The following is a 16,971-nucleotide window of genomic DNA, read 5'->3' as shown; positions in this document are numbered from 1 at the left end:
CCGCGGTTTTTCTTTGCCGGGTCGCCATGTCTGCGACTCGCCGCATAAGCATCCCATGACGTATGGCCGCAAACGGCCCGGAATAGAGAGGTTTATGCCGTCCGTGTCACAACGTAACCAGCACATTGACGAGAATTCCCAGAACCCCGTTTCGTACGAGACCCCCCACAGGCTTATGCTCGGCCTGTATATCGGCGCGTTCCTCGGCATGCTGTCCGAGACGTCGATGAACATCGCACTGCCCGCGCTGTGCGACACCTTCGCCATCACCACCGGCACCGCGCAGTGGATGGTCGTCGGCTACATGCTCGCCATCGGCATCGTGCTGCCGTGCGTCGGATTCCTGCTCAAGTGGGTCAGGGCCAAGACGCTGGTGCTCGTCGCCCTCGGCTGCTTCCTGGTAGGCGCCGTGCTCTCCGCCGCCGCCCCGACGTTCGCGCTGCTGCTGTTCGGCCGCATCCTGCAGGGCGTGGGCACCGGCATCGTGCTGCCGACGATGTACGCCGCCATCATGCGCGTGTTCCCGCCGCAGCAGATCGGCGCGGCCAACGGCGTGGCCGGCCTGGTCATCATGTTCGCCCCCGTCATCGGCCCCACGCTGGCCGGCGTGCTGATCGGCGCGTTCTCGTGGCGCTCCATCTTCGTGCTGTTCGCCGTCGTCGCCGCCGTGGCGATCTGCCTGACCGCCGCGTTCTTCGTGACCCCCATCGAGACCACCCGGCCGAAGGTCGACGTGCCGTCCATCCTCGGCTCGGTCGTCGGCTTCGGCTGCCTGGTCGCCGGCGTGAGCCTCGTGGCCGACATGGGCTTCTCGCCGCTGGTCGTCGGCCTGCTGGTCGTCGGCGTCGTCGTGCTGGCGCTGTACGTGTACCGTCAGCTGCACATCGCGACGCCGCTGCTTGAGCTGCGCGCCCTCGGCATCGCCGAGTTCCGCGTCCCGGCCGTCATGGTCACCTGCTCGTTCGCCTGCACGCTGGCCGTGATGTACCTGGCCCCGCAGGAGCTGCAGCGCGGCCTCGGCCTGGACACCACCGTGGCCGGCCTGCTCATGCTCGCCGGCGGCGTGGTCAACGCGGTCTGCTCGTTCCTGGCCGGCCGCCTGTACGACCGCCACGGCGCGAGGGTCCTGGCCCGCATCGGCGCCGTCGTCGCCATCGTCGGCGCGGCGCTGTTCCTGATGATCGGCACCGCCACCTCCGCCGCGTTCTTCGTGTTCGCGCACATCGTCATCATGATCGGCATCCCGCTGATGCAGCAGTCCGTGCAGTCCGCCGCGCTCAAGGGCCTGCCGCGCGAGCTCGCCGCCGACGGCTCGACGATCCTGAACACGATGCAGCAGGTCGTCGGCGCGATCGGCACCTCGGTGGCCACCTGCCTGCTCACCCTCGGCCAGACCAACTACGAGGCCGCCGGCGGCACCGACCCGGCGCAGGGCTTCGTGGACGGCGCCCGCTACGGCTACGTGTTCGCGCTGGTGCTGGTCGTGGTCGTGCTGCTGCTGTCGTTCGCGCTCAAGGAGAAGCGCGAGGCTCGGTAGTCTGCGGCCTCGTTGCGTCGCGCCTGGGAACCGCATGCCCCGGCCGTCCGGGACGTGCGGTTCCCGTGGGCGTGCGTTGCCGTCGTGAAGCCGTGCGTTCCGTGCGATCGGGACGCGCGGCTTCCTGCGTTCCGGCGGCCGTGCATGGTTCCGGCGGTACGGGGTTCCCGCGGCGCATGACGTCGGCGGTGCCGGCGGATGCCTGTTCGGCTTGGCGTGCGATCGCCTGTCGGCGGGCAGCCGGTTACGCACCGCGCGGACGCGGGTGACGGCGCGGGAGTCCGACGCGATCGACGGGCGGTCGCCGACGCGGCCGCCTACGGCACGCGAACGGATCGGCGCACGGTTCGAGGCGGCCTATGTTCCGGATCGGAGCGCGATCCGACACGACGCGTACGCCGGGAAGACGCGCGAAGCCTCCGGGAAGCGCACGCCCTTGCGGCGGCTTGGTCGGGCTATAGTGGAAGTTCGGCGACGAAAGGAGCTCGGATGCTGACGGTTGCGATCATCGAGGACGATGACGACGCGGCGGCGCGTCTGGAGTCCTGCCTGGACGAGTACCGATCCTGCAACGGCGTCGCGTTCCGCCCCGTCCGCTTCGCCGAGGCGACGGGTTTCCTCGAGGGCTACCGGCCGGTGTACGACATCGTGTTCATGGACATCGAGATGCCGAACATGGACGGGATGGAGGCCGCACGGCGGCTACGCGCGATCGACGAGCGGGTGGTGCTGGTGTTCGTGACCAACATGGCACAGTTCGCCGCCAAGGGCTACGAGGTCGACGCGCTCGACTACATCGTCAAGCCGTTCTCCTATCAGGATTTCGAGCGCAAGCTGCGCCGCGCGGTGCGGCTGTGCGAGCACGGCTCCGACGCCGTGGCGATCACGCAGCAGGGCGGCACGCTGCGGTTGCTGCTGCGCGACATCGAGTACATCGAGGTGCGCGGCCACAGTCTGGTCTTCCACACCGAGTCGGGCATCGTCCAGGGCTCCGGCACCCTGCAGGAGGCGCAGGACAGGCTCGGCGGGCAGGGATTCCTGCGGTGCGCGAAGGCGTTCCTGGTCAACGCGCGGCACATCCGTTCGGTGCACGGCCACACCCTGCTGATGACGGACGGCACGGAGCTGCCGATCGGCCGGACGTTCAGGAAGCCGTTCATGGAGGGGCTCACGCGGATGATCGGAACCGGCAATGTCCTGTGACGCGCTCGGCCGGTGCCTGGCGGAATCGGCGTATCGGTTCTTCGACGCGAACGGGTTCATGGTCGAGCTCGCCGTCGCCGCGCTGCTGTTCACCTGGTGGCTGCGGCGCCGCCGCCACGCCCCGGCCCGGTTCGCGCTGGCCGCCGTCCTGCTGCTGTGCCTGTCGGTCGCGTGGTGGCTGGCGGTCCCGGAGAACACGTGGACGCTGATCGTGCAGTACGCCGCGTACTTCGCCGCGCTGACCGTCGCCATCCGCTGGTGCTACGACGTGCGCTGGTCCCAGGCCCTGTTCTACATGACCGCGGCCGGCACGATGCAGCACTTCGCGTTCCGCGGCGCGCGCATCGTAGCCGCCGTGCCGCATATGGTGGCGGGGGTGCCGGAAGCGTCGATCGCGTACATCTACCCGGCGGCGCTGGTGCCGATGTACGTCGTCGGGTACCTCGCCTTCGCCCGGCCGCTGCGCGGCAAGCGCGTCGAGAACCTCGGCTACGGCATGATCCTGCCGCTGCTCGCCGGCATGTCGCTGTGCGTGAGCGTGTTCACCAACGTGTTCAACAGCGAGGCTTCCGGCATCGGCGACGTCACGTACACGATCTTCGCGCTGTTCGACCTGGTCAACTGCATATTCCTGCTCGCGCTGCTGCGCGAGATCGTCGACCGCAGCCGGGCCGAGGAGAACTCGACCGTGCTGCAGCGGCTGCTCGAGCAGCAGAAGACCCAGCTGGAAAGCTCCAAGGAGACCATCGACCTGATCAACGTCAAGACGCACGACCTGAAGAAGCAGATCGCCATGCTCGGCGACCGCGTCGACCCCGACGAGATCGAGGAGCTCGGCGAGCTCGTGGACATCTACGACTCGTCGGTGCGCACCGGCAACGAGGCGCTCGACGTCGTGCTCAAGCAGAAGTCGCTGGTGTGCGAACGCCGGCGCATCCAGTTCGACCGGATGGTCGACGGCCGGGCGCTGGCGTTCATGCGGCCCGCCGACATCTACGCGCTGTTCGGCAACGCGATCGACAACGCGCTGGAGGCGCTCGCGGACGTGGCCGAGCCCGACCGGTACCTGCACCTGGACGTGCGCGAGACCCGCGGCATGCTGGCGATCCGGGTGGAGAACCCGTACCGCGGCAGCCTCGAGTTCGAGGACGGGCTGCCGCACACCACCAAGGGCGACGAGCGGTACCATGGCTTCGGCACCCGGTCGATCCGCATGATCGTGGAGCGGTACGGCGGCTACCTGTCGATCGACGCGTCGGACGGCGTGTTCCTGCTCACCGCGCTGATCCCGCTGCGCGACGACGCGTCGCGGGGCTGAGGCGGGCTGAGGGGCTGAGGCGGGTTGCGGATCCGGTTCTGGGCCCGGTGCCCGCGAGGGTCGTCCGGCGCGGGCGCGACATGCAGTTCGATGCGCAAAACGCACCGGTCGTGCATTCGGCCTTGAGAATCGTCCGCTCCGGACGGACCCTAGGGTCACGGAGTCCTGTCGGGCTTCCCGGGCGGCTTTCGCATCGGTGCCGATGCGGGGCGTCCGGTTTGGAGAATCAAGGAGGATGAGTTGTTTAAGCGAACAAACATCTGGCGCGGATTGATGACGGTGGGCGCGCTGCTGCTGTCCATCGCCATCATCGCGAGTCTGACGCTGGAGATGTACCGCACCTCGGTCGACGCGTTCCTCGGCACGCGCAGCCAGCGGACCGTCACCGAGGCCACGGGCGACGATGCGGACACGTGGACCTACCAGTCGGACTTCACCACGGCCGAGGAGGCGTACGACGGCTTCAAGGAGTTCGCCCTGAAGGAGGGCGAGGAGACCAACGTCCTGCTGAAGAACGAGAACGACGCCCTGCCGATCGCCGCGGACGCGAAGATCACGATGTTCGGCGTGCGCAGCTACGCGCCGGTGTACGGCAGCTCGGGCGGCTCCATCGCTGACGGCTACTCGACCGTGGAGATCGCCGACGCGTTCACCGAGAAGGGCTTCCAGATCAACCCGTCGATGCTGGCCGCCTACGAGGCGTACTTCGCCGACAAGGAGTGGACCACCCCGCAGTTCGGCAGCGGTCTGATCCCCGAATACGCCGAGATCACCTCCTATACGGATCCGTGCGAGCTGACTCTCGACGAGCTCGCGGCGCTCAACCCCGACTACGACTCGCAGTACGGCGAGTACGACGACGCGGCCATCGTCGTGGTGGGCCGGCCCGGCGGCGAGAACGGCGACGGCTACTATCCCGGCGAGGCCGGTTTGGCCGACGGCGTGCACACCGTCACCGGCAACATCCTGAGCCTGTCCGACGAGGAGATGGCGCTGGTCGAGGAGGCCGAGGCCAACTTCGACACCGTGATCGTGCTCGTCAACTCCACCAACCCGATGGAGATCGCGAACCTCGAGGAGGACCCGGAGGTCGACGCGATCATGTGGATCGGCTATCCGGGCGCCTACGGGTTCTACGGCGTGGCCGACACGCTGAACGGCACGATCAATCCCTCCGGCGCCCTGGGCGACAGCTTCGCCAAGAACACCGCGCTGGCCCCCGCCATGGCGAACTACGGCAATGTCCCGTGGAGCAACGCCTCGGACTTCTCCGAGGACGCGGCGGTCAACTCCTACCTGATCGAGGCCGAGGGCATCTACACCGGCTATCGCTACTATGAGACCCGCTATGCGGACATCGTGCTCGGCAACGGCGGCGAGGAGGCCTCCGCGGGAACCTATGCGAACGCCGACGGCACCGTCGCCACCACGGACGGCACCTGGGACTACGACAACGAGATCGTGTACCCGTTCGGCTACGGCCTGAGCTACACGACGTTCGAGCAGACGCTCGACTCGGTCGAGATGACCGGCGACAGGAAGTCCGCCACCGCCACCGTGACGGTGACGAACACCGGCGACGTGGCGGGCAAGTCCATCATCCAGCTGTACGCCTCCGCGCCGTACACCGACTACGACCGTGAGAACGGCGTCGAGAAGTCGGCGATCCAGCTGATGAACTACGAGAAGACCGGAACCCTGGAACCGGGCGAATCCCAGACGATCACCCTCGACGTCGACCTGGCGAACCTCGCCAGCTACGATGCGAACGGGGCGCAGACCTACATCGTCGATCCGGGCGACTACTACTTCGCGATCGGCGACGACTCCCACGACGCCCTCAACAACGTGCTGGCCGCGCAGGGCCTCGGCGAGTCCGACGGCATGACCGCCGCCGGCGACGCCGGCAAGACCTACGCCTGGACGTGGGACGGCGACGTCGACGCCGACACGTTCTCGGTCAGCGACAACGGCACCGAGATCACCAACAGGCTGTCCGAAGGCGACTACGCGATGGACTACAACGCCTTCGAGCCGGACACGGTCACCTATCTGACCCGTGCCGACTGGAACGGGACGTTCCCGGCCACGTATGAGGGCCTGACGGCCTCCGGGCGGCTCGCGGAACTGCTCGGCAACGACTTCATCGAGCTCGCCACCGACGAGGACACCTCGGACATCGTCTTCGGCGACACGTCGAGCGAACTGACCATCAACGACATGAAGGGCGCGGACTTCGACGACGAGCGGTGGAGCGAGCTCATCGACAAGGTCACGCTGCAGGAGTACCTCGACTTCGCGGCGAACGCGTTCCATGCCATCGGCGGCATGGAGTCGATCGGCCTGCCCGAGATGACCTCCGACGACGGCCCGGGCGGCTCCGACTCCCACCTGCTGTCCGAGGGCCAGTACCAGGGCGAGGCGTACGCCGACGCCGAGGACTACAACTACGCCACCCGCGTCGCGCCCTCGCCGGTCAACCTCGCCTACAGCTGGAACAAGGAGCTGGCGTACGAGAACGGCGAGATCATCCTGGGCGAGAGCACGCTGGTGCTCAACCTGCCGATCATGATCGGCCCGGCCATGAACCTGCATCGCCACGCCTACAACTCCCGCGGCGTCGAGTACTACTCCGAGGACCCGATCCTGTCCGGGTACACCGGCTCCGCGGTCGTGCAGGGCGCCCAGTCCAAGGGCACGCTCGTCAACGTCAAGCATCTGGCGTTCAACGACCAGGAGATCAACCGCTCCGGCATCGCCGTGTTCATGAGCGAACAGAAGGCGCGCGAGATGGAGCTGCGCAACTTCCAGCAGGCGTTCGAGGGCAAGGGCAGGCCCGCCTCCTTCGTCGGCGACGACGACCACGCGGACGCGTACACCGAGGGCGCCCTGGGCACGATGAGCTCCTACAACCGCATCGGCGCCGTCGCGCCGAGCGCGAACCATGCGGTCATGGTCGACATCCTGCGCAACGAATGGGGATTCCAGGGGTACAACGTCACCGACTTCACGAGCATCTCGCTCAAGGCCTCGCCCAAGGAGTCGACGCTGGCGGGCACCACGGCGTTCTGCGGATTCGGTCCGCAGGGCATCGACTACTGGACCCCGGAGGCGCTGAGCGGCGACCGCGACATGCTGCTCGCCATCAAGGACAACCTGCACTACGCGCTGTATGCGCTCGCCAATTCGGCGGCGCTGAACGGCGTGAACTCCTCGACGCGCACCGTCAACGTCATGACGTCCTGGCGCGTGGGGTACACCGTCGCAATCGTGGTGGCCGGCCTGGTCATCGCCGTCGGCCTGGGCGGGTACGCCGTGGCCGCGGTGAAGTCCGGCAAGGCCGCGGGCAAGGGAAGGAACTGACATGAGCAACGTCAACATGAAGACGGCGGCAAGGGAGATCATCGCCCTGGTGCTGGCGGTGGCCGGACTGGCGATCTACATCGCGACCAGCGTCACCGGATACCTTGCGGGCATGACGATGAACCCGCTGCCCGTGGCGTTCACCGTGGTGGCCGCGGTCGCCATCCTGGCGGACATCGTGATGAACGACCGGCTGCCGGCCGTGGCGCGCGACGCGATCGTGGTGCTCTCGTCCGCGCTGCTGGTCGCCAGCCTGGCGATGTTCGTGATGGCCCGCGTCACCCTGGCCGCCGACGTGTATTTCATCCCGGTCAACTACCCGGCCACGGAGGCCAATGCCCTGCACATCTCGATCGCTGGCGTGGCATGCTACCTGCTGGCCGACATCGCGCTGATCGTCGAGGGGTTCGTCGCCAGCCGCACGCCGCGTAGCGCCATCAGCGTGGTGACCGCCTGAGGTCGTTCGCACCGGGCGGGCCCGGACGAATCGGGTCCGCCCGGTGCGGGCGACGTCGGCCGCCGCGAAATCCGGGACACGCACATCCGCGTCCGCCGATTCCAGGAAAGGAAGCAAAGGAGTTCACATGCAGGCCATCGACTTCAACGACGGATGGTCATACCGTCATCTTGACGCCACGGACGAGCCGTTCACGCCCGTGCGTCTGCCGCACGACGCGATGATCGGCGAGCCCCGGAGCGAAAGCGCCGCCAGCGGCATCAACGCCGGCTGGTTCGAGGGGCGCGACTACGAGTACGTTCGCCCGTTCACGCCGGATGATTCCATGGCCGGGAAACGTCTCGTCCTTGAATTCGAGGGCGTGTACCACAACGCGGAGGTGTGGGTGGACGGCGGCAGACTCGCCTTCCGTCCCTACGGCTACACGAACTTCCGCGTCGACGTCACCGAGGCCTGCGCCGCTCCGCGCGCCGACGGCGGCGACCACGAGATCCGCGTCATCGCGCGCAACGCCGACCAGCCGAACTCCCGCTGGTATTCCGGCGCCGGCATCTACCGTCCCGTCACCCTGTGGGTGGGCGATGCGGGGCATATCGTGCCCGACGGCATCACGGTGAGCACCGTGTCCCTGGACCGAGCGGACGCCTCCGCGGCGCTCGCCGACGCCGTGATCGAGGTGAGCGTCGAGACGAGCGCCTCCGGAACTGTGTCGATCGACGTCGTCGACGACGAGGGGACGGTCGTGGCCTCGGCCGACGCGGCGACCCGCGACATCCTCGATGTCGGGCGGGGCGGCGAGCCGGGCGTCGTGCCGGCCGGGGCGTTGCAAGCGGCAAGCGACGCCGGGGCCTCGGCCGTCGCCGTGACGCGCATCGACCTCGCCGGGGTGCGTCCGTGGGACTGCGAGCATCCGAACCTCTACCGCTGCGTCGCGCGCTTCGCCGGCCGGGACGGCTCGCGCGACGAGTCCACGGCAACATTCGGCGTGCGCACGCTGTCCTGGGGGCATGACGGCCTGCTGGTCAACGGCCGGCGCGTCATCATCCAGGGCGCGTGCATCCACCACGACAACGGCGTGCTGGGCGCCTGCGCCTACGTCGACGCCGAGGAGCGCAAGATCCGACTGCTCAAGGAATGCGGCTACAACGCGGTCCGCTCGGCGCACAACCCCTGCTCCCGCGCGCTGCTCGACGCATGCGACCGGCTCGGCGTGCTGATCATGGACGAATACATCGACCACTGGTACATCCACAAGACCCAGCACGACTACGTCGAGTACTTCGACGCATGGTGGCGCAGGGATCTGGCCGACATGGTGCGCAAGGACCGCACCCATCCGAGCGTGGTCATGTACTCCACCGGCAACGAGGTCAGCGAGACGGCGCAGCCCAAGGGCGTGGCGCTGACCCGACGGCTCACCGAATACCTGCACGGACTGGACGCGACCCGACCGGTGACCTGCGGCATCAACATCTTCTTCAACTTCCTCAGCTCGATCGGCATGGGCGTGTACTCGGACGACAAGGCGGCCAAGGAGGCCGCGGAGGCCGAGCGGCGTCGCGCCGCCGGCGAGGAGCAGAAGAAGGGCAAGGCCGTGGGCAGCCAGTTCTTCAACGACATGGCCGGCATGCTCGGCGCCGACTTCATGAAGACCGGGGCGACGCTGCCGTTCTGCGACTGGAAGACGCGCGACGCCTTCGCCGCGATGGACGTGGCCGGGTACAACTACGGCATCAAGCGGTATCGCCACGACCTGAAGCGGTATCCCGACCGTCTGATCCTGGGCAGCGAGACCTTCTGCTCGGACGCCTACCGGTTCCGCGAACTGGCCAAGCGGGAGCCGCGGCTGATCGGCGACTTCGTCTGGGCCGGCATGGACTATCTCGGCGAGGTCGGCGTCGGAGCATGGGAGTATGCCGACTACGCCCCGCAATTCAGCGGCTTCGGCTGGCTGACCGCGGGTTCGGGCCGTCTCGACCTGACCGGCCGGCCGCTCGGCGAGGCGCTGTACACGCGCGTGGCGCTCGAGGCCGCGCCGGGGCCGTACATCGCCGTCTGCCCGGTGAACCACACCGGCGACAAGCATTCGCCCTCCGCCTGGAAGATGTCGAACGCCATCGCGTCCTGGAGCTGGAACGGCTGCGAAGGGCGCCGGGCCGACGTGGAGGTCTACGCGCGCGCGGCGTCGGTCGCCCTGCTGCTCAACGGCCGCGAGGTCGGCCGCAAGACGATGCGCGACGACTGCATCGCCCGGTTCGCCTGCACATGGGAGCCCGGCACGATCGAGGCGGTGTCCTATGACGAATCCGGGCATGAGATCGGGCGCCATCGGCTGACGAGCGCCGGCGACGACACGGTGCTGGCCGCCGAAGTCGAATCGGCGAACGGCCGTCTCACCTCCGCCGCATTCGCCGGCATGTCCGGCGGAGACGCCGTCGATCCGGCGGACGCCGTCGTCTCTCCCGGGCGCCTGTGCGTCGTCCGTCTGCGGTACACGGATCGCAACGGCACCACCAAGCCGCTGGAGCGCGGGACGATCACGGTGGACGTCGACGGCGGCCGTCTGCTCGGTCTGGGGTGCGCGGCGCCGTATGACCTCGATTCGTTCGTCGACGACGAGACGGATACGTACTACGGCGAGGCGCTCGCGGTCGTCGAGGCCGCGCGCGGCGCCGGCGGCGTCCCCGGTGTCTCCGACGCCTTTGACGTCTCTGCCGTCTCCGACGCCTCAGGCGCGACCGTCACACTGACCGCCACCGACGGCACCCATACCGCCACGGTCTCCATTCCCGTGCGCTGAGGCTGCCGGCATCGCAATCGGCGGTTTTCCATGGTTTGCGCCGCCCGCTCCCGAAACCCGGGCGGCGCGAATCATACGACATTCAGCCGCAATCGCATCGCTTGTGGCCGCCGTGCCGCGTCCGGGCGGCGTGAATCCGGCGGCACGCTTGCGGGGCATACCGCACCGCGTCCCTATAGCTCGCGTTCCACGTGAATCCGGCGGCACGTTTGCGGGGGCATACCCTCTGCTCGCCGTGCCACGCCCGGGCGGCACCGCGTCGTCCGGGACGAATGTGTCGAAGGTCGCCTGCTCGCCGTACCACGCCCGGGCGGCACGAATCGTCTGACATTCAGCCGCAAGGCGGACGCTCAGATGCCAAGCAACCAGTAAGGAGCCATCATGACCGACACCGACTCCGCTCCCTCCAAGACCTCCGCGCTCGCCGCATGGTGGGGACGGTTTTCCATCCGCCACAAGCTGATCGCACAGTTCGTGATGTTCTACGCGTTTTCGATGTTCGTCACGGTGCTGCAGTACGTGCTGCTGACCTTCCTGCCGGGACTGTTCTACCGGTTCACCGACTGGTGTTCGATCCCCGCGCAGATCGGCCACATCAGCCTTGGCCCGGTCGACACCTACGTCTTCGACTATCCGGTCACCGGCGACGAGACCGGCGGCATGGGGTACTTCGCCGCGTTCGCGGTCACGCTGTTCATCGCGCAGTGCGTGAACTTCCCGATGCAGCGCAACATTACGTTCAAGTCGCATGGCAACGTGTGGTACCAGATCCTGTGGTACGTCATCGCCTTCGTGCTGATCACCGTGGTGTGCAGCTTCCTGATGGGGCTGTACGTGCCGCTGCTGCGGAGCCTGGTGCCGCCGGCGGTGTACAACATCCTGATCACCGTGGTCAACGGCGGCGTGCAGATGGTCATCTACTTCCCGATCTACAAGATCATCTTCCCCGAAGGCGAGGCCGACCGGAGCCGATGACCGCCATCGCCGCGTCTCGTCTCGTCTCGGCGGACGCAGGCGGGGTGGGCAGCGACGATCGGTGGCCGAGGCGAGGACGAGGCGTGTGTGGCGCAACCGCCCAGGGCAGTCGTGCCGCGCTGGGCGGTCTTGGGTGGATCGGGCGCATGCGATGCGGATGGGGCGATTCGTTCTGATGTGTAATCGCATGCCGATAGGCAGGCGATTACACATTGGGCGGAATGAATGAAGTACGGCTTGACTGCTGTTCGACCGGACCCTGCCGACTGACAGACGATTGCGTGGCGGCTGGATTCGCTTTCGGAACCGTTCGCGGAAGTGCATCGCAGGCGTGATTGCCGGGTCACATGGCCGATGACGGTGTGGCACTGACGGCGGGTACGGTGCCGACGGCGGAGACGGTGTCGGCACTGCCTTAAAACACAACGATGAGGATGTCCGTGACGAGAAGCGGGCATCCTCATCGATGCGTCGCGGGCGGGTCGAAGGGCGATTCGGTCGAGCCCGCCTGCGGATCGCAGCCGGGCCCCGGATGATTCGGACGGCTTCCGATATCGCTTCGGGTCCGGGCGGTCCATCGCCGGATTGCGGGCCGCGTCTCAGTAGGTTTCGGGCGGCCTGCAGTCGGATGCGAACCGCATCGCAGTCGGTTTCGGATGGTCTGCAGGATTCCAGACGGTCTCATCCGAATCCGCCCGGAATCCGGATGAGACCGGCCGGATCTACAGCCGCGAGCCCCAGATGGTCCGGTTGCCGCCGATCGCCGAGAAGGTCACGGTCGGCCTGCGGTCGATTTCCCGCGGCAGCTCGGCGAAGACACCGACGTACGTCACGCCGTCCAGTGTGATCGCCATATCGCCGCTGCAGCACCGCACGCCCGTCGCGCCGCAACCACCGAGCATCCTCCACGTGCCGCGCAGCGCGGGGCCGTCGGTCGAGCGCGGCAGATTCGCGTCCGGTGTGTCGAAGAATGCGACCACGCCGCCGCTGGTCACCCTGCCGTCCGCATGCAGCGTGATCGTCTCCGGTCGGTTGACGCCGACGGGATTGCCTTCGGCGTCGCGCTCGCCGTTATAGAAGGTATGCGGGTCGTGGCGGACCAGTTCGTAATCGCCGGCAAGATACGGCGGGAACGGGTCGTTCGCCGCCGTCGACGGATCGGATCCGTACGCCGTCGTACCCTTCGCCGGCCCGTCCGTGCCCATGCCGTCCGCGGTCGTTTCGCCCGCCGTCGCGGCCACGCTGTCCGTGGACGCTCCGTCTGTTGCTGAGTCGTCCGCGGTCACGTCGTCCGCAGGCGTGCCGTTCTTCGCCGTCCCGCCCGATGTCGTCCTGACCGTAGGGTCGTCCGTCGCCAAGCCGTCCGTCGCCGCCGGCGGGACCGCCGGGGCGCCCAGATACTCGTACGGGGCGGCCACCAGCCATCCGTCCTCGGTGGGCAGCAGCTCGCGGATGTGCGTCTCGTAGTCCTCGCCGTCGCGCTTGGGGAAGCGCGTGTGGTACGTCAGGAACAGCCGTCCGTCGGAGCCGCGGCGCAGCACCGAATTGTGCCCCTGCGACACCTCGACGTCGCCGATCGCGGCTGGGCCTCCGCTCCACATTACCGACGACGTCAGCCGCACGCCGGTGTCCTTGGTGAGGTTGTCGGGGATCTCGCCGGCGGAGATCGCCGGATTGCCGTTCTGGTCGACGTACGGTCCGAGCAGGTGCCGCGAACGGAACATCCGGATCTGGTAGCCGCCGGTCGTGCCGAGCCATCCGTACGACAGGAACAGGTACCACCATCCGTTCCGGCGCACGAAGTACGACCCCTCGCCGGAGTTCCAGTAGCCGCCGGCGACCTTGACGCCGTAGTACGGGTCGGCGGCGTCCTTGACGAGCGGGTATCGGACCGTGTAGTCGCGCAGGCCGGTGGCCGGGTCGAGCTTGAGCATCCAGATGCCGCCGAACCAGGAGCCGAATCCCATCCACATCTCGCCGTGCTCGCACAGGATCGGCGCGGCGTCGATGGCGTTGATGCGCGTGTCCTTGAGCGAAAGGTAGCGTGTCAGGTCGCCGTGGGCGGCCTCGTCGCCGAGCACCCGCGGCACGTCGGTCCGGTCGACGTTCGAGGCGTCGAAGCCGGAGTAGACCACCGGGCCGACGTAGGTCCAGTCGCCGTCGAGCCGGTCCGCGGTCAGCAGCACGATGACCGAGCGGAACTCGTGCCCGTTGACGGAGAGGTACATGCACCACTTGCCCATCGTGTCGTTCCGGATCACGTCGGGCGCCCAGGTGTTGCCGCGCAGGTCGGGGTTCTCCGGCTGGCTGGGCCACGCCCGCCAGATGTCGCCGAGCACGGACTCTGGGTCGCGGCTGAGGTTGTTCTCGAAGCGCTCCCAGTGCACCAGGTCGGTGCTGCGGGCGTTGCGGCGGTGGGTGCCGAAGATGTAGTACGTGCCGTGGTCCTCGACGATGGCGGGGTCGTGGATGGCGACGCGGCCGTGTGCCAGCGGGTATTCTGCGAACAGATCGTCCAAGGGACTGCTCCTTGCTGTGGAAGGTTGTGGGAATGGATGGGACGGTGTGGTTGATGGCGGGGCCGTCTGGGCACCCGGTGGGGATCAATGTCGGACGCCGGCGTTCGGGAGGGATCCCGTGAGCCGGTTGGTGGGGAACTGATGTGCGATGTTGGTGGGTGAGTGGGTGCTGTGGTGTGTCTGGTGGGGAATTGGTGGCTAAAAAGTGCTTTCTGGGTTTAGTGGGTGGGGCATCGGGGCGCTTTCGGAGCCGATGCCATGGTCGTCGGTGGTTTGGTGGTGGTCGATGGCTGTCGGTGGAATCTCCTGTGGGAATGCATCGGGATGCGCTGGCGTGGCTTCGCTGACTCCGGTGGCGACCGGTGGCGGTCGGCGGGCCGTCCTCGCGAATGGTGCTGGGGTGTGCCCCGATGCGCCGGTATGGGGCCGGTGGCGGTTGGCGGTGGTTGACGTCGGTGGTTGACGGTGGTTGACGGAATCGCCTGTGGGGTGGCGGTCGGCGGCTTGGTTGATTCCTGAGATGGTTGGTGGTTTCGGTGGTGGTTGGTGGTTTCGGTGGTTGGCGGAGTCGGTGGTGGATGCCGGTTCGTTTCGGGTGCCGGTTCCGGTGGCCGACAATGGGGGACGGCGACTCCGATGGCGGCTGACGGTCCCGGCGGTGGCTGGTGATTCCGCCGGGTCGGCGGCGGCCATCGCCGATCCCTCCCGATCTCATCCGATGCCCATGTCCGGCGTCTTCGTCCCGTCCTCCGCCCGGGCCTCAGTCCCGGATGGGGACATCGGCACAATGTGCCCATCGTAGGCGGCCGCCGGAACCGGGCGAAACCGGGCGACGAGCACATTGTGCATATGGCGACGCCGCTGGACGGCCGCCGGAGCCCGTCGGGGCCCGCCGGAGCCGCCGGAGCCGGGGAGGCTGGTTCAGAGTTTCGCGCCCGGGCATCCTGTGAACCGGAGCGAACACATTCGCGCAAAAGCTACCGCTCGAATCGGCGGAACGCCAACGAACATTGTTCGCTTTCGTCGGGGCGCCGGTTCACAGGATCGCCGGGCTTGATCCTGTGAACCGCAACAACGTTGTACCAACGCCTCCCGGCCGCTCCGGGCCCGCCCTCAGACCTGCGAGCCCCAGATGCACAGGTTGTCGCCCAGCGCGCTGAAGGCCATGACCTCCTTGCCGTCCACCTCGCGCGGCATCCGGATGAAGTCGCCGGTGTAGTCCACGCCGTCGAGGGTGATGGTCATCTGATTGGACCCCTCGGCCGCCTCCCAGGTGCCGGTCCGGTCGCCCGAGACGGTGCCGTCCTCGTTCAGCGTGATGTCCACCGGCTTGTTCACGCCGCGGTAGTCGGTGCTGTCGGTGTCGGTGACCTTCTTCGGCCCCTTGAACGACGTGCTCTGCTCGTGGACCACCAGCTCGTAGTCGCCGGCGAGCTCGGCGGCGTCGTACCCGGCGGTCTCGGCCTTGGTGCCGGTGTACTCGTAGGGCGCCGCGACGAGCCAGCCGTCGGCGGTGGGCATGAGCTCGCGCACGCGCACCTCGTGCTCCTCGCCGCGGTCGGAGAAGCGGGTGTGGTACACGATGTACGCGGTGCCGTCGTCGTCGACCAGCGCGGAGTTGTGCCCCTGCGCCACCTCGATGTCGCCGTTGTCGTTGCCGCTCCACTGGATCGAGCTCATCAGGCGGATGCCGTTCTCGCTCTGCCAGTTGTTGCCGATCGCGCGGTAGGAGATGGCGGTGTTGCCCGCCTGGTCGACGTACGGGCCGGTGATGTTCTCGGAGCGGAACATGCGCACCTGGTAGCCTCCGGTCTGCTGGAGGTTGCCGTACGAGGCGAACAGGTACCAGTACCCGTTGGTGTGGAGCAGGTAGGAGCCCTCGCCGGAGTTGCCGTAGCCGCCGGCGAGCTTGACGCCGTAGTAGGCGTCGGACTGGTCGGCGACGGTCTCGTAGGTGACGGAGTAGTCGCGCAGGCCGGTGGCCGGGTCGAGCCGGAGCATCCACATGCCGCCGAACCACGAGCCGAAGGTCATCCACATGTCGCCGTTCTCGTCGGTCTTCACGCAGGGGTCGATGGCGTTGATGCCGGTGTCGCGCTGCGACTGGTAGCGGGTCAGGTCGGCGTCCTCGCCGAGCACCCGCTCGACGTCGGTGCGCGAGACGTTCACCTTCTCGAAGCCGGAGTAGACCACCGGCCCGACGTAGGTCCAGTCGCCCTCGATGTCGTCGGCGGTGAGCAGCACGATGACGGACCGGTAGTTGTCGCCGTTGACCGAGAGGTACATGCACCACTTGCCCATCGTGTCGTTCCAGACCACGTCGGGCGCCCACATGTTGCCCTCGACGTCGGGGTTGGTGGACTGCTTGGACCATTCCTCCCAGATGTCGCCGAGGATGGTCTCGTAGTCGGTGCTCAGGTTGTTCTCGAACGTCTCCCAGTTGACCAGGTCGGTGCTTTTCGCCCAGGCGCGGTGCGATCCGAAGATGTAGTAGGTGTCGCCGTCCTTGACGATGGACGGGTCGTGCGACGAGACGCGGCTGATTTCGGCGGTGTCGGCGCCGTCGTCGGCCCCCTGCGTGCCGCCGCCGGAGCATCCGGCGAGTGCGCCGAACAGCAGGGCGGCCGCGGCGATGCCGGCCGCCGCCCGGCGGAGGATGGATGGCGTGGTCATGGTTCTCTCGCTTTCCGGGCCGCAGCCGTGCGGCCCTGGTGGTCGGGTGCCTGCGGCGGCGGGCGGTGCCGCGGCGGGTCTTGCGGCGTTGCGGCGCCGCGGATTGGCGCGCGGGTCGCGGTGCCG

General features: G+C 67.8%; 8 protein-coding genes and 1 pseudogene. 7 read left to right on the top strand and 2 right to left on the bottom strand.

What is annotated here, in order from left to right:
* The first annotated feature begins 175 nt into the window (after positions 1-175).
* From KIH73_RS01370 to KIH73_RS01340, 7 genes are all read left to right on the top strand, one after another.
* Positions 176-1,537, top strand: a complete 1,362-nt coding sequence (locus KIH73_RS01370) for a DHA2 family efflux MFS transporter permease subunit (RefSeq protein WP_219079783.1) — start codon at positions 176-178, stop codon at positions 1,535-1,537.
* Between the two features lie 489 nt (positions 1,538-2,026).
* Positions 2,027-2,740, top strand: coding sequence for a LytR/AlgR family response regulator transcription factor (locus tag KIH73_RS01365; protein ID WP_219079781.1), 714 nt, complete (start codon positions 2,027-2,029; stop codon positions 2,738-2,740).
* A complete protein-coding gene (locus KIH73_RS01360) occupies positions 2,730-4,058 on the top strand; it encodes an ATP-binding protein (RefSeq protein ID WP_219079779.1) in 1,329 nt (442 codons plus the stop codon). Before KIH73_RS01365 ends, KIH73_RS01360 begins: the two co-directional genes overlap by 11 nt.
* A 240-nt stretch (positions 4,059-4,298) precedes the next feature.
* Complete coding sequence (locus KIH73_RS01355; RefSeq protein WP_219079776.1) at positions 4,299-7,421, top strand: beta-glucosidase; 3,123 nt, start codon at positions 4,299-4,301, stop codon at positions 7,419-7,421.
* Position 7,422: 1 nt separating this feature from the next.
* A complete protein-coding gene (locus KIH73_RS01350) occupies positions 7,423-7,878 on the top strand; it encodes a hypothetical protein (protein WP_219079774.1) in 456 nt (151 codons plus the stop codon).
* Positions 7,879-8,005: 127 nt separating this feature from the next.
* On the top strand, positions 8,006-10,678 hold the full coding sequence (locus KIH73_RS01345; RefSeq protein WP_219079772.1) for a glycoside hydrolase family 2 TIM barrel-domain containing protein: 2,673 nt from the start codon (positions 8,006-8,008) through the stop codon (positions 10,676-10,678).
* 381 nt (positions 10,679-11,059) lie between these two features.
* Positions 11,060-11,653 (top strand): hypothetical protein, encoded by a 594-nt coding sequence (locus KIH73_RS01340; RefSeq protein ID WP_219079770.1) that lies wholly within the window; start codon positions 11,060-11,062, stop codon positions 11,651-11,653.
* Positions 11,654-12,375: 722 nt separating this feature from the next.
* Here the strand turns inward: KIH73_RS01340 and KIH73_RS01335 are convergent.
* A pseudogene (locus KIH73_RS01335) lies at positions 12,376-14,238 on the bottom strand (glycoside hydrolase family 43 protein); the annotation flags it as partial.
* 1,047 nt (positions 14,239-15,285) lie between these two features.
* The gene (locus tag KIH73_RS01330; protein WP_219079766.1) at positions 15,286-16,845 is read right to left on the bottom strand and encodes a glycoside hydrolase family 43 protein; all 1,560 of its coding nucleotides are present in this window, start codon (positions 16,843-16,845) and stop codon (positions 15,286-15,288) included.
* Between the last annotated feature and the right edge of the window lie 126 nt (positions 16,846-16,971).

This window comes from Bifidobacterium phasiani, from assembly GCF_019331775.1.
Classification (GTDB): Bacteria; Actinomycetota; Actinomycetes; order Actinomycetales; family Bifidobacteriaceae; genus Bifidobacterium; species Bifidobacterium phasiani.
This window is presented reverse-complemented; position numbering and strand designations above follow the sequence as displayed.